10 protein-coding genes are annotated in these 14285 nt (G+C 63.7%); 6 read left to right on the forward strand and 4 right to left on the reverse strand.

The window, feature by feature from the left end:
* The first annotated feature begins 4 nt into the window (after positions 1-4).
* Together HGI47_RS01420 and HGI47_RS01425 are read left to right on the forward strand one after the other, a co-directional pair.
* Positions 5-1792 carry a hypothetical protein gene (locus HGI47_RS01420; protein ID WP_168850981.1) on the forward strand — a complete coding sequence of 596 codons (1788 nt, stop codon included), beginning with the start codon at positions 5-7 and terminating at the stop codon, positions 1790-1792.
* Between the two features lie 22 nt (positions 1793-1814).
* Entirely contained in the window at positions 1815-4229 is a 2415-nt protein-coding gene (locus HGI47_RS01425) for a ligase-associated DNA damage response DEXH box helicase (RefSeq protein WP_206065914.1), read from the forward strand.
* A gap of 7 nt (positions 4230-4236) precedes the next feature.
* On the opposite strand, the gene HGI47_RS01430 is transcribed toward HGI47_RS01425, so the two are convergent.
* Together HGI47_RS01430 and gyrB are read right to left on the reverse strand one after the other, a co-directional pair.
* Positions 4237-4446, reverse strand: a complete 210-nt coding sequence (locus HGI47_RS01430) for a hypothetical protein (protein WP_052242259.1) — start codon at positions 4444-4446, stop codon at positions 4237-4239.
* A 44-nt stretch (positions 4447-4490) separates the two neighbouring features.
* Positions 4491-6995, reverse strand: coding sequence for a DNA topoisomerase (ATP-hydrolyzing) subunit B (gene gyrB, locus HGI47_RS01435; protein WP_168850982.1), 2505 nt, complete (start codon positions 6993-6995; stop codon positions 4491-4493).
* A 184-nt stretch (positions 6996-7179) separates the two neighbouring features.
* Here gyrB and HGI47_RS01440 point away from each other — a divergent pair, with 184 nt between their 5' ends.
* Together HGI47_RS01440 and HGI47_RS01445 are read left to right on the forward strand one after the other, a co-directional pair.
* The gene (locus tag HGI47_RS01440) at positions 7180-8595 is read left to right on the forward strand and encodes a M20/M25/M40 family metallo-hydrolase (RefSeq protein ID WP_168850983.1); all 1416 of its coding nucleotides are present in this window, start codon (positions 7180-7182) and stop codon (positions 8593-8595) included.
* 169 nt (positions 8596-8764) lie between these two features.
* Positions 8765-9400 (forward strand): HNH endonuclease, encoded by a 636-nt coding sequence (locus tag HGI47_RS01445; protein ID WP_168850984.1) that lies wholly within the window; start codon positions 8765-8767, stop codon positions 9398-9400.
* Here the strand turns inward: HGI47_RS01445 and HGI47_RS01450 are convergent.
* Positions 9373-10617, reverse strand: coding sequence for an MFS transporter (locus HGI47_RS01450; protein WP_168850985.1), 1245 nt, complete (start codon positions 10615-10617; stop codon positions 9373-9375). The two genes, HGI47_RS01445 and HGI47_RS01450, sit on opposite strands and share 28 nt — an antisense overlap.
* Before the next feature lie 4 nt (positions 10618-10621).
* Positions 10622-11632, reverse strand: coding sequence for a nitronate monooxygenase family protein (locus HGI47_RS01455; RefSeq protein ID WP_168850986.1), 1011 nt, complete (start codon positions 11630-11632; stop codon positions 10622-10624).
* A 301-nt stretch (positions 11633-11933) separates the two neighbouring features.
* On the opposite strand from HGI47_RS01455, the gene HGI47_RS01460 reads away from it, so the two are divergent.
* Both HGI47_RS01460 and HGI47_RS01465 read left to right on the forward strand, forming a co-directional pair.
* Positions 11934-12623: a pentapeptide repeat-containing protein gene (locus tag HGI47_RS01460; protein ID WP_168850987.1), complete on the forward strand. Its 690-nt coding sequence runs from the start codon at positions 11934-11936 to the stop codon at positions 12621-12623.
* 37 nt (positions 12624-12660) lie between these two features.
* Positions 12661-14274, forward strand: coding sequence for a hypothetical protein (locus HGI47_RS01465; RefSeq protein WP_168850988.1), 1614 nt, complete (start codon positions 12661-12663; stop codon positions 14272-14274).
* Positions 14275-14285 lie beyond the last annotated feature (11 nt).

Consider the following 14285-nt stretch of genomic DNA (forward strand, 5'->3'; position numbering starts at 1 on the left):
GCCCATGACACCGACTCAGGCCTGGAGAGTCCTTGGGATTGCCAAGACGCCCGATGTGGGCGTGATCCGCCGTGCCTATGCCGATCGGCTGAAGGCGATGGACATCGACCAAGACGTCGATGGTTATGCCCGGCTGCGCGAAGCGCGCGATGCGGCGCTGCGCTGGGCAAGGATGCACGCGAAACCGGAGGTAGAAGAGGAGTTCGATCCTTTCGCCGGGGTTGCGCCGCTGGACGAGGGAGAGTCGGACAAGGTATTGGAATCCCCTTCGGAATCCGAAACCTCAAGCTGGCTTTATGCTGCGCCTGCCGCATCGGGCGAGGCCGATCCGAGCCTGACGACGCGGTTGGGCGAAGCTGCGCCGAAGCTGGACGTGACCACCGGCTTTTCGGCGGCGCAGGCTCCCGCCGACCAGGCAATTGCTGTTTCGCGCGATCCCTTTGCCCAGCCGGTTCTGCTGGGTCTGGAACCCACATCCGACGCCGTAATGCCCGCATGGGCGCACGAACAGGCGCTGCATCGCCTGCTCTTTGCGGTTCAGCGGCAGGGTGACGACGATGACACGCCGCCGCCGCTGGAAGGCTGGGAAGAGGCGATGGCGCTGGGCCATCTCAAGGCCGTGCTGCGCCATGCCGAGACGGTCAGCGTCACCGCGTTCGACGAAATCGACAACTGGCTCGCCCGGATGCTGGCCGATAGCTGGCCGCGTTCGGCCCCGCTGCTGGAGCCGGCAGCGGCGGTGTTCGGGTGGGAAAACGAGCGCGGGCAGGTTTCGGAACGGCCTGCCATCGCCTTTCTCAACGCACGGCTGCGGGGCCTGCGCTTTCGCGAAAAGGTGCAGGAGCCGGGCCATCCGCTGCACAAGGCTTGGAAGGAACTGACCACGCCTGCGCAGCAGAGCAGCCGCAAGGGCTGGTTCGTGAAACGCGCACAAGTGGAGCAATTGCTGGCAGGCGTGCGCAAGAACTTCCCCGAACTGGAGCACCATTTCGATCCGTGGCGCGTGGCGCTGTGGGATAAGCAGGACGGTGCCGATGTGGAGACCGGGTGGTTCAGCAAGGGCCGTCTGTGGATTTTTGCAGCGATCTTTCTGATCCAGATCGTGCGTTTTGCGTTCAACGACAGCACGCCCGATACCTCGCCACCGCCCCCCGCGATTTCCGCAAGCGCGGTGGCCGAGGATACGAAGGCGATTGGCGGGGCCATCGCGGCGATCTTTGGGCCGGAGATCACGCTGGAGGGCCTGAAATCGCTCCAGCCTGATCTGGCCGCGCTGTTCAGCGCCAACCGCACGATTGCCCGCAGCGATGGCAGCGACGATGCTGCCTATCGCGCCAAAGTTCACGATCTGGTGCGCGAGCGGATGTATATGACCGCGCTTGTCGAAAAGGGACCGTTGCTGGCCGATGTGCAGCGTGTGCGTGCCGATCTGCTGCGCGCTGCGCGCAAGGTGGGGGCGGCGCAGTGCATGGCCTATGTTCGCACGCATCGCCTTGATCGCCAGATTGTGGTGCCCGATGCGACGCTGGAGGCCGAACGCAAGCTGGCGTTGCGGATGCTCGATGCCAGCCAGCTTGGCCCACCGCAGCGGATGGCTCCGGCCCGCGCGCAAGTGCCGGGGGAACTGGTGGGCAAGGTGATCGCGCTGACCGGCATCCCGGACGAGCGCGTGCGCAAGGCGATGAACGGCAAGGGCAGTGATGCCGACCAGTGCGCCGTCAATATCGCGCTGATCGACGCGACGCTGGCTTGGAAGGGCAAGGACCGCGAGGCGATACTTTCGGTTCTGTAAGAGCGTGCCTATCTTGGGCGGGATGACGCTGCCCGCCTCCATTACCGACTGGTTCACCGCGCGGGGCTGGCGCGTGCGGCGGCATCAGAGCGAGATGCTGGAAGCTGAGCGCGCCGGGCAGCACGCGCTGCTGGTGGCCGATACGGGTGCGGGCAAGACGCTGGCGGGGTTCTTGCCGACGCTGGCGGACTTTGCGGGCGACTGTCCGCCCGGCGATGGGCTGCATACGCTCTATGTTTCGCCGCTGAAAGCGCTGGCGCATGACGTACAGCGCAATCTGCTGACGCCTATCGAGGAAATCGGGCTGCCGATCCGGGTGGAGACGCGCAGCGGGGATACGCCTTCTGATCGCAAGGCGCGGCAGCGGGCAAGGCCCCCGCATGTGCTGCTCACCACGCCTGAATCGCTCTCGCTGCTGCTGAGCTATCCGGAAGCGGCGACGATGTTTGCCGGGCTGCGGCGGGTGATCGTGGACGAGGTTCACGCCTTTGCCACGGGCAAGCGCGGCGATCTGCTGGCGCTATCGCTGGCGCGGTTGCAAGCCATCGCGCCGAATATGCGGCGCGTGGCGCTATCGGCCACGGTGGCGGACCCGCAGGACTTTTGCGCATGGCTTGCGCCCGGTGGCAATGCGGGATCGGTGCGACTGGTGGAGGGGGAGCCGGGAGCAAAGCCCGAACTCGCCATCCTGAACCCGGAAGATGAACGGGTGCCGTGGGGCGGCCATGCGGCGGCCTGGGCCGTGCCGCAGCTCTATGACGAAATCCGGCGCAACCAGACCACGCTGATCTTCACCAACACGCGGTTCCTGGCCGAATACATCTTCCAGCTGTTGTGGGATGTGAACGACGACAAGCTCCCCATCGGCATCCACCACGGTTCGCTGTCGAAGGAAGCCCGGCGCAAAGTGGAAGGGGCGATGGCGCGGGGGGAGTTGCGCGCGCTGGTCTGCACCGCCAGCCTCGACCTGGGCGTGGACTGGGGCGACGTTGATCTGGTGGTGCAAATGGGCGCGCCCAAGGGATCGTCGCGGCTGTTGCAGCGGATCGGTCGGGCCAATCACCGGCTCGACTGCCCCAGCAGGGCGCTGCTGGCGCCGGGCAATCGCTTTGAATTTCTGGAGGCCTTTGCCGCGCAGGAAGCCGTTCACGAAGGGCGGCGCGATGGCGAGGAGTTCCGCGCGGGCGGGCTGGACGTGCTGGCGCAGCATGTGATGGCCTGCGCCTGCGCGGGGCCGTTTAATGAGGCGGCGCTATTGGCCGAGGTGCAATCAGCCCACCCCTATCGCTGGATCGATGAGGTGCAGTGGCGGCGTGTGCTGGCATTCGTGGCTACGGGCGGATACGCGCTGCGCGCCTATGACCGGTTCAAGCGCATTGTGCGGGACCGCAACGGAACGTGGCGGCTGACGCATCCCGAACATGCCGCGCGGCACCGGCTGAACGCGGGGATCATCGTCGATTCCGAAATGCTGGACGTGCGCTTCCGCAACGGGCGGTCACTGGGCAAGGTGGAGGAGAGCTTTGGCGCGACATTATCGCCGGGCGACACGATCCGCTTTGCTGGCATGGACCTTGAAGTCGAAGGCGTGCGCGATCTGGAACTCATCGTGCGGGCGGCGAAAAAACCGGGTCAGATTCCAAGCTATATGGGCGCAAGGCTGCCGCTGACCACGCACCTTTCGGACCGTGTGCGCGGGCTGATGGTGGACCGGGCAGGATGGGCGCGGTTCCCCGATGATGTGCGCGAATGGCTGGAAATGCAGGACTGGCGCAGCAAATTGCCGGGGCCGGGGATGCTTCTGGCAGAGAGTTTTCCGCACCAGAACAAGCACTACACCGTCTATTACACGTTCGAAGGGTGGAACGCGAACCAGTCGCTCGGCATGCTGATCACGCGGCGGATGAACGAACGCGGGCTGGTGCCACTGGGGTTCGTCGCCAACGATTATTCGCTGGCGGTGTGGGGTGCGCGGCCGGTGGAAGACCCCGCACCTCTGCTGTCGCCCGATATCCTTGCGCATGAGTTCGTGGAATGGGTGCAGGAATCGCACCTTCTGCGCCGCGCCTTTCGCGAAGTGGCGGTGATTTCCGGGTTGGTGGAGCGGCAGCATCCCGGCAAGCGCAAGTCGGGCAAACAGGTCACCTTCTCGACCGACCTGATCTATGACGTGCTGCGCAAGTATGAACCTGACCACCTGCTGATCGAGGCCGCATGGGCCGATGCGCGGGCGCGGATGACCGATGTGGGGCGCCTGGGCGATCTGCTGGATCGCGCGCAGGGGCAACTTGTCCATGTCGAACTCGATCGCGTCAGCCCGCTGGCGGTGCCGGTGCTGGTCATGATCGGGCGCGAAACGACGCCTGCGGGCGCGGCTGACGATGAACTTTTGGTGGAGGCGGAAAGCCTTGCAGCGGCGGCTATGCGGGCGGATTGACCGCCGTTCAATTCGTCTCGCGCGCCAGCCGATCAGCCAGTTCGGCAATTTCCGAGGGATCGAGCAACCATGTGCGCGTTGCCCGGCCTTCGCGGTGGATCGGCTTGGTGAGCAGCACCCGCGCGTTATCGCGTGCGTGGGGCTTGTAGAGGCCATAGTGCAGCGCGCAATCGCGGATCGTGCCGATGATGGGCGCGCGGCCTTCAAGATCGATCATCGTGGCCGGCTGGTCCCACGGGATGTCATCGGTAAATGCCACGATCAAACGTCCAGGTTCGCCACGTTGAGCGCATTTTCCTGAATGAAGTCACGGCGCGGTTCCACCACATCGCCCATCAGACGAGTGAAGATTTCGTCGGTCACGTCGGCGTCTTCGACCTTCACCTGCAACAGCGAGCGGATGTCGGGGTTGAGCGTGGTTTCCCAAAGCTGTTCCGCGTTCATTTCGCCCAAGCCTTTGTAGCGCTGGATCGACAGGCCCTTGCGCCCGCCAGCGAAGACGGCATCAAGCAGTTCCGAAGGCCGCGTGATCGCGTCCTTGGGCTTGGCGGTGACGACCGCAGGAGCCTCATCATCACCATCTGCCACAGGCGCAGTCACTTCAGCCTCAGCGGCAGTGGCGCGCACCAGCCGCGCCATGCCGGAATAGACATCGGCGTTTTCCGCCGCGAGGCGCGCAAGTTTGCGAGCCTCTGCGCTGACAAGGAAACCGGCTTCGATCATGTGATGATCGGTCACGCCGCGCCACAGGCGCTGGACATGGTATCCGCCTTCTTCGGAAACGATGACGCTCCACCGCGCTTCGGTGTCGCCGCGATTGAGCCAGTCTGCCGCACGGGCAAGCGCCGCATCGCGTTGCTCCGCCGTCATTTCAGGTTCGAGCGCACCCGCCAGAGCCAGCGCCTCGATAATCGAGGGGTTATAGCGGCGTGGCGCGAAGCCCATCAGGTTGCGCATCCGCAGCGCATGTTCGACCAGCGCTTCGAGATCTGGTCCGCTGCGCGCGCCACCGGTGGTTTCCAGCACACGCCCCGAAAGACCCGCTTCGACCAGATAGCGGTCCATCGCGGCGTTGTCTTTCAGGTAGACTTCGCTGCGGCCCTTGGCGACCTTGTAGAGCGGCGGCTGGGCGATGAAGAGGTGCCCGGCCTTGATGATTTCGGGCATCTGACGGTGGAAGAATGTGAGCAGCAGCGTGCGGATATGCGCGCCGTCAACGTCGGCGTCGGTCATGATCACGATCTTGTGATAGCGCAGCTTTTCAAGGTTGAATTCATCGCGCAGGCCGGTGCCCATCGCCTGAATCAGCGTGCCCACTTCCTTGGACGAAATGATCCGGTCAAACCGCGCGCGCTCCACATTGAGGATCTTGCCCTTGAGCGGCAGGATCGCCTGCGTCTTGCGGTCACGCCCCTGCTTGGCACTGCCGCCTGCGGAGTCACCCTCGACCAGAAACAGTTCGCACTTCGAAGGATCGCGCTCCTGACAATCGGCCAGTTTGCCGGGCAGGCTGGCGATGTCCATCGCGCCCTTGCGCCGGGTGAGTTCACGCGCACGCTTGGCCGCTTCGCGTGCTGCGGCAGCATCGATCACTTTCTGGACGATGGCCTTGGCGTGGCCGGGGTTTTCCTCAAGCCATTCGACCATCTTGTCGGCCATCAGGCTTTCCAGCGGCTGGCGCACTTCGGAAGAAACCAGCTTGTCCTTGGTCTGCGACGAGAACTTGGGATCAGGCAGCTTGACCGAGACGATGGCGGTGAGGCCTTCGCGCATGTCATCGCCCGTAAGGCTGACCTTTTCCTTCTTCAGCAGGCCCGAACGCTCGGCATAACCGTTCAGCGTGCGCGTCAGCGCCGCGCGGAAGGCCGCAAGGTGCGTGCCGCCATCGCGCTGCGGGATGTTGTTGGTGAAGCACAGCACGTTTTCGTAGTAGCTGTCGTTCCATTCCAGCGCGACATCGATGCCGATGCCATCGCGGTTGGCCGAAATCGCCACCGGCTCGGGCATCAGAGGCTGCTTGTTCCGATCCAGATACTTCACGAAAGCCGCAATGCCGCCTTCGTAATAGAGATCGTGTTCCTTCACGTCCTCGTGCCGCTTGTCACGCAGCAGGATGCGCACGCCCGAATTTAGGAAGGCAAGTTCGCGGTAGCGGTGTTCGAGCTTGTCGAAATCGAACTCCAGCACGTTTTTGAAGGTTTCATGGCTGGCCGAGAAGGTCACGCGCGTGCCCTTCTTGCCCGCAGGCGCATCGCCCCGGACCACCAGCGGACCTTCGGCATCGCCATTGGCAAAGCGCATCCAATGCTCCTTGCCTTCGCGCCAGATCGTGAGTTCCAGCCATTCAGACAGGGCGTTCACCACCGAAACGCCCACGCCGTGCAAGCCGCCCGAAACCTTGTAGGCGTTATCGTCAGACGTGTTTTCGAACTTACCGCCCGCGTGAAGCTGGGTCATGATGACTTCGGCCGCCGAAACGCCTTCTTCGGGGTGAATGTCGGTCGGGATGCCGCGACCGTTGTCTTCCACCGAAACCGAACCATCAGGGTTCAATTCGATCAGCACCAGATCGCAGTGCCCGGCCAGCGCTTCGTCAATCGCGTTGTCCGAAACTTCGAACACCATGTGGTGCAGGCCCGATCCATCATCGGTATCGCCGATGTACATGCCGGGGCGTTTGCGCACCGCATCAAGGCCTTTCAAAACCTTGATCGAATCCGCGCCATAGGAATTGGTGTTCGGGGTGTTTTCGTTCGTACTGGCCATCCTTTTGCACATAGTCTTCAAGGCGCAAAAACCCAAGCGAATCCGGCCTGTTTTGCACAGGACCGGGCGCATATTCATCCAATCCGAAACAAGGGGAAAATCGCCCCCTGTTCAAGGCGTTGCAACTCTGCTGAATTGCCTGTCAGTAACGGTGGCAGGGCCGCCGTTTCAGGGGACCACTTTCATGCGCAAAATGCTTCTTGCGGCACTGGCCGCTTCGCAAATCGGCACCGCGGCACAGGCGGCGGATGCGCCGCTGGCACCCGATGTTGCCGAATTCCGCGATCTTTATCGCGAACTGATCGAGACGAATACCACGGTGAAGAATGGCAGCTGCACCGAAGCTGCGGCGAAGATGGGCGCGCGGCTGAAAGCGGCGGGCCTGCCCGAAAGCCAGATCGTGCCTTTCGCCACGCCGGAACACCCGAAGGACGGCGGGCTTGTCGCGATGATCCCCGGCACGTCGAAAAGCCTCAAGCCGATGCTGCTGATCGCGCATATCGACGTGGTGGAAGCCAAGCGTGAAGACTGGACCCGCGATCCGTTCAAGCTGATCGAGGAGGACGGCTATTTCTATGGCCGGGGCACGGTGGACGACAAGGCGCAGGCCGCGATCTGGACCGACATCTTCGTGCGCTTTGCCAAGCAGGGGTACAAGCCCAAGCGCACGATAAAGCTGGCGCTGACCTGTGGCGAGGAAACATCGGGAGCGTTCAACGGTGCGGAATGGCTGGCGAACAACCGCAAGGATCTGATCGATGCAGCTTTTGCCCTGAACGAAGGCGGTGGCGGACGCACCAATGGCACGCCGATTTCCAAAGGCGGGAAGCTGGAAGTCCAGACGCTACAGGTGGGCGAAAAGGCCTATCAGGACTTCACGCTGACCGCCACCAATCCCGGCGGACATAGCTCGCAGCCAGTGCGGGCAAATGCGATCTATGACCTGTCCGAAGCGCTGCTGAAAATTCGCGAGTTCGAATTTCCGGTAGAGTTCAACGATACCACCCGCGCCTTCTTCACCAAGGCGGGCGCAGCGCGCGGCGGTGAGGTGGGCAAGGCGATGCAGGCCATCGTCGCCAACCCGGCTGACAGCGCGGCGCTGGCCGTGCTGCGGCAGGACAAGATGCTCAATTCGATGCTGCACACCAGTTGCGTGGCCACGCTGGTGGATGCGGGCCATGCGCAGAACGCGCTGCCGCAACGCGCCACGGCCAACGTGAACTGCCGCATGTTCCCTGGACGGACGACCGAGGAAACGCAGGCGATGCTCGAAAAGGTCGTCGCCAATCCGGCGCTGAAGCTGGTGCCCAAGGTGCTGGGCAAGCCAATTGCGGTGGTGCCGCCGATGGACCCGGCCATTGTCGGCCCGATCGAAAAGCTGGCGGCAAAGCACTATCCCGGCGTTCTTTTGCTGCCGACGATGCTGACCGGCGCGACCGATGCGGTCTATCTCAAGGGCATCCCGACGTATGGCGTGCCGGGCGCATGGCTCGATCCCGATGGCAACGGCATCCACGGGCTGAACGAGCGGATCGAGGTTCAGTCTCTCTACAAGGCGCGCGAATATCTGACCGATCTGGTCAAGACGCTGGCTGGCTAAACTGCACGGCAAAGGGGGCAGGCTGTGGATAGCGCGACCTGCTCCCCCTTGACGCGAGAGTCGCAGGGGTGTTTCTTCCCTTCATGCGTAACACAGCGGTCACGAGGTTCAGCCATGACTGCCCCTGCGGAGGCGATCCTGCCCCCGTCTTCAGGGACCGGTTCAGGACGTGCTGCACAAGGCGCTGATCGATCGGGCGGCTTCGGCCAGGCCCAACAGCGGCGATAGCGCCGCGATCAACGACGTTCTGCATAACGACCGCCATCTTTCGAACTGCCCGGCGCTGGTGCTCAACGCAGATTACACGCCGCTCAGCTATTATCCGCTCAGCCTCTGGCCGTGGCAGACCGCGATCAAGGCCGTGTTTCTTGAGCGTGTGGACATCATCGACACGTATGACCGCGAGGTTCACAGCGCCAGCTTTGGCATGAGGCTGCCTTCGGTCATCGCGCTGCGGCAATACGTGCGGCCCAGCGAATATCCGGCCTTCACCCGCTTCAACCTGTTCCTGCGCGATGGCTTTCACTGCCAGTATTGCGGGACACACGAGAATTTGACCTTCGACCATATCGTGCCCCGCCGTCTGGGCGGGCGCACATCGTGGGAAAACGTCGCCGCTGCCTGCGCGCCCTGCAATCTCAAGAAGGGCGGGCGCACGCCGGAACAGGCGCACATGCGGCTGATGAACCGCGCGATCCGGCCCACGACGTGGCAATTGCAGGAACGCGGGCGCGCTTTCCCGCCAAACTACCTGCACGAAACGTGGCGCGACTGGCTTTACTGGGACGTTGAACTGGAAAGCTGATCCTGCTTCGTCAGCAGCGATGCGCCTTTGAGGAACAGCGCCAAGGTCAGCACCGAAATGCCCGCCGACAGCAGCATCGGCATCCCCGGCAGGTGAACCACCGCATCAGGGCCGCTGAACCGCTCCAGCGTTTGGGTATAGATCGGGGGGCCAATGATCGCCGCGATGGAACCGATGGACTGGACCGCGCCCTGCAATTCGCCCTGGCTGCGCGCATCCACCGCGCGGCTGTTGTACGCGGATATCGGCGGCTGCACGAACCCTTGCAGCGATCCCACGGCGATGGCCAGATAGACCTGCCACGTCTCTACCGCCAGCACATAGAGCACGGCCGAAACACATAGGCCCGCCACGCCCAGCATCACCGCGCGCCGCTCTCCCAGTTTCGGCAGGAACAGGCGCAAGGCGACGCCCTGCACCAGCGCGCTGGTAAAGCCGACCATCGCCAGCGCCAGCCCTACCTGCCCAGTGGTGAAGCCATAGGCCGCAATCGCGAAATAGGGCCAGACCGCCGGGTAAACGACATGCGCCAGTTGCCACATGCCCAGCGCCGCCACGAACCACAGTACGGTGGGACTTTGCCCTTTGAGCGCCCGCAATGATGACAGCGCATTTGCCTTGCGCCACTCGAAAGGGCGGCGGTTTTCCAGCGCGAGCGATTCCTTCAAGAAAAAGAAGCCGAACGCCGCGTTGGCCAGCGCCAGTCCTGCCGCCGCAAAGAACGGCAGCCGCGCATCGACCGAGCCGAGCAAGCCGCCCAATGCCGGGCCGACGACGAAGCCGATGCCGAATGCAAGGCCCATCATACCGAAATTGGCGGCGCGCTTTTCGGGCGGGGTGACATCGGCAATATAGGCGTATCCAGCGGAGAAGCTGGCTCCCGTGACGCCCGCCAGCAGCCGTCCGATCACCAGCCAGCCGAAATTGGGGGCCAAAGCCTGCAACAGATAGTCCAAGCCCAGCATCAAAACCGCGCCAAGCAGCACGGGCCTGCGTCCAAAGCGGTCCGAAAGGTTGCCAATCACCGGCGCAAAGACGAACTGCATCGCCGCATAGCCAGCGCCCAACCACCCTGCATAACCCGCCGCCGTGCCGACATCGACATGGGTCAGGTCCATGATCAGGCCGGGCAGCACCGGCGCGACGATGCCGAAGCCCAGCATGTCGATCAGGACAATCGCAAAGACGATCCCGAAAGAGGCGCGCGCACCCTTCATCCGGTCAGCGGCGCGAAAGCGCGTCCTCGCTCTGTGCCATCAGTTGCGCGATGATATCGGCCACCGGCTCTTCAGCGTTGACCATACCCACCGATTGCCCGGCCATGATCGAGCCGCGTTCCACATCCCCGTCGATCACCGCGCGGCGCAGGGCACCTGCCCAGAAATGCTCGATCTCAAGCTGGGCGGCCGCCATATCGACCTCGCCCGCGTCCAGCTTCTTGGCCACTTCCACCTGCTTGGCAGTGAACTCTTCGGTGCCCTTGTTCTTCAGCGCGCGGACCGGGATCACCGGCAGGCGCGGATCGACCTGAACAGAGGCAACCGCATCGCGCGCATTGCCCCGGAAGAACGCCGCCTTGAACGCGGGGTGCGCGATGGATTCAGTCGCGCAGGCAAAGCGCGTGCCGAGCTGGACGCCCGAAGCGCCCATTTCCAGATAGCTCGCCACCATCTCGCCCCGGCCAATACCGCCCGCTACGAAGACGACGTATTCTTCGGCCAGCGCGGGCAGGAATTCCTGCGCGAGCACCGACGTGGAAACAGGGCCGATGTGCCCGCCCGCTTCCGATCCCTCGATCACCAGCGCATCCGCGCCCGAGCGCAGCAGTTTCTTTGCCAGCGCCAGCGTGGGCGCGAACACCAGAACCTTGGCACCGAAAGCCTTGATCGCCTCGACGCTGCCCTTGGGCGGAATGCCGCCTGCCAGCACGACATGGCCGACCTGATGCTTGGCACAAACCGCGATCAGATCGAACAGCATCGGGTGCATGGTGATCAGGTTCACGCCAAAAGGCTTTGCGGTCAGTGCCTTGGTCGCCGCGATCTCTACGTCGAGCAGTTCGGGCGTCATCGCGCCGCAGGCGATCACGCCAAAGCCGCCCGCGTTGCTGATGGCCGAAACGAGATTGCGTTCCGAAACCCAGCTCATCGCCCCGCACAAAATGGCGTGTTCGGTGCCCAGAAATTCGGCACCACGGCGCATCAGGGCAGAGGTTTGGGGCGTTGCGGTCATTATGGTGTGGTTCCGTGCGATAGTCCGGCGCGCGCTTTAGGGCTGGTTCGTGTCGGCAACAAGGCAAGACTTGCACCACACGCATCAGTACTTGATCAACCGCAACGATCACTCTGTCCACATCAATGCGTTTTACCGATCAATCGCATGGAGGTATCTCATTGGCATAGCCCAGAGCCGCAATGCTCAGATCTCCCCCTCATCGGGCTGGCTCAGGGTCGCACCCCGTCTTCCGGCATTGGATCGGCCGGAAGACGGGGTTTTGCTTTTGCATGCCGTCTGGGTGGCGTAAGCGCTGCGGATGAGCGATACCGCACCTGCCCGCACCCCTACCGGCCAAACCCTTGATCGCGCTGCCGTGGCCGATCTTGCGCGGCAGGGCGCGCACCACCTGATCGAATGCGACCTGACGGAAGCAGACCTTTCGAAGATCGATCTTTCGGGCTGGACGTTCGAACGCTGCAATCTGCGCCATGCCGATTTTGCGGGCTCAAAGTTGAACCGCACGACCTGGCGCGGGTGCAAAGGCCCCTTTGCCAATTTTACCGGGGCGGACCTTGACGAAGCCGTGATCGCGGCATCCGATTTCAACAACGCCGTATTCCGCCGCGCCAACATTGCATCGGCGCGTATTACCGCATCGCGGATGACCGGGGCGGATTTCCACATGGCCAAGGGTATGGATTTCCGTTTCGAGGAGGTTCTGCTTGTCGGCGCGCGCCTGCCCGGTCTTTCGTTTCGCAAGGAAGTGCTCCAGCGCCTCGATCTGGCGCAGGCAGACCTTGCGAAGTGCGATTTTCGCGGCGCGGTGTTCGAAGGCTGTTCGCTGCGCGAAGCCAACCTCGATGGCGCACAGTTCAGCGGTGCAGACTTGCGCGGCGCGGATCTGGGCGGATTGCAACTGGACGACGCCCGCGTCTTCCGCGGCGCGGTGATATCGCGCGAACAGGCAGAGCAGTTGCTTTCGGGCTGGGGCCTGCTCATACGGTGATCACGGCAGACTGAAGGGGCGGCAGGACATGATGCGGATGCACCGCCCACCCCCCGGCCTGATCCCCCGCGTCGCTTTGGCACTTGCGATAGGCGTGATCGCGCTCGCGCTGTGGCGGCTTGCGGCCAGTCTTGCGATAAACAGTTTCTGGCAGGACGAACTGTTCTCGATGAATCTCGCGCAGGTGCCGCATTTTGCACAGATGCTGCGCAGCGCCGCGTCCGACACGCATCCGCCCACCTTCTACGCCCTGCTGTGGGGATGGACGCGCCTTTCCGGTTTCGGCGAAGTTGGTGCCCGGCTGCTGCCGATGCTGTGCTCGATTGGCCTGCTAACAGCGATCCTCCTGCTGCCCCGGCCCGGCATAGGCGTGCTGCCTCGGCTGTTCGTGGCGGCGCTGGTGGCGACAAGCCATTTCTGGAACGAACATGCGGGCGAAGTGCGGTCCTATGCGCTGGCGGCACTGCTGCTTGCCGTGGCCGCGCTTGCCTCGTCCCGGATCGTTGCCGCGCCGACGGTCACGCGGAAATGGCAGATCACGCTTGTCCTTTCCGCAACGCTTGCCGCCGCAACGCACCTCTTCGCGCTCTATGCGGCGACATGGCTGGCGCTGGCTCTGGTCGTGCTGCGAACCGACCAGTGGCGAACGGCGCTCGGCGCGATCGCTGGCGTCGTTCTCGCAGGGGCGGCCTATTCCACGCAGATTCTGCTGTTCCACGATTTCGGCAATTCGGGACTGCTGTTCGCCCCCACTCCCGCTTTCCTGCTGAACCATGTGATGATCGGCCTGCGCTCTGCCGGGCTGCCTATGCTGCTGGGTTGCGCCATGCTGGCTGGTCTGGTCACCCTAGGGACTGCCGCGCGGCGCGGATTTGCCGACCGGGAAGACCGCGCCACTACGCTGCACGACCTTGCGCTTCTGGCCGGGCCGCTTGTGGTAACGCTGGCGGGCCTCGCCGTAACGCTCATCGTGCCCAGCCTGAACTATCGCGGGCCGCAAGTTGGCCTGGCGCTAGGCTGGTGCGGGTTGATTGGCCTGATCGACCGGGCCATGCGCCAACAGCCCCGCCTTGTGCCCGCCGCTCTGCTGGCGGCGCTGGCGATCACCGGTGCATGGCTGCTGTCTTGGCAGGGACTGCGCCCGCTGCCCAGCCGCCCGGACTTTCGCGAACTGGCCCGGCAGCTTGCCGCCCAGCCCGCCTGTGCCGGTGCGGTCATTCCCGTGCTGCGCGATGTGGACGCAGCCGAAGACATCGCATCAGATGGCACCGGAATGCGCACCCTGCTCCGCGAACGCTTCGGCTTTTACGACACTGCTGGCCAGCGCTTCGAACCGTTCACGCTGGTGCGCGGTGAATATAACGCCGCCACCGCCCCGCGCAGCTTGCTGGCTGCCCGCATTGCGGGGCAGGACGCTTGCAAGGTCATCGCCGCGACGGCGGACGTGCGCGGCTATGCTCCCATCAAGATCGAAAGCGCCCTACGCGCCGCAATAGCCGATAACGCCGGTGACCCGGCACGACTGGAAGCGCGATGGCTGGTCTGGCACGTCGACGCGCATCCCGATCAACCGGTGCGCTCAATCGCGCTGTTCACCCTGCGTCAGCCGACCGCCAACGAAAAAGCCCCGACTTTTCAGCCGGGGCCTTGATCGAGCAATAA

It is taken from the genome of Novosphingobium sp. ERN07 (assembly GCF_012641335.1).
Taxonomy (GTDB): Bacteria; Pseudomonadota; Alphaproteobacteria; order Sphingomonadales; family Sphingomonadaceae; genus Novosphingobium.

Bases quoted from the DNA above. Each gene is read 5' to 3' on its own strand.
- HGI47_RS01455 (WP_168850986.1), bottom strand. From the start codon at position 11,632: ATGACCGCAACGCCCCAAACCTCTGCCCTGATGCGCCGTGGTGCCGAA.
- gyrB (WP_168850982.1), bottom strand. From the start codon at position 6,995: ATGGCCAGTACGAACGAAAACACCCCGAACACCAATTCCTATGGCGCG.
- HGI47_RS01425 (WP_206065914.1), top strand. From the start codon at position 1,815: ATGACGCTGCCCGCCTCCATTACCGACTGGTTCACCGCGCGGGGCTGG.
- HGI47_RS01430 (WP_052242259.1), bottom strand. From the start codon at position 4,446: ATGATCGATCTTGAAGGCCGCGCGCCCATCATCGGCACGATCCGCGAT.
- HGI47_RS01460 (WP_168850987.1), top strand. From the start codon at position 11,934: ATGAGCGATACCGCACCTGCCCGCACCCCTACCGGCCAAACCCTTGAT.
- HGI47_RS01450 (WP_168850985.1), bottom strand. From the start codon at position 10,617: ATGAAGGGTGCGCGCGCCTCTTTCGGGATCGTCTTTGCGATTGTCCTG.
- HGI47_RS01465 (WP_168850988.1), top strand. From the start codon at position 12,661: ATGCACCGCCCACCCCCCGGCCTGATCCCCCGCGTCGCTTTGGCACTT.
- HGI47_RS01420 (WP_168850981.1), top strand. From the start codon at position 5: ATGACACCGACTCAGGCCTGGAGAGTCCTTGGGATTGCCAAGACGCCC.
- HGI47_RS01440 (WP_168850983.1), top strand. From the start codon at position 7,180: ATGCGCAAAATGCTTCTTGCGGCACTGGCCGCTTCGCAAATCGGCACC.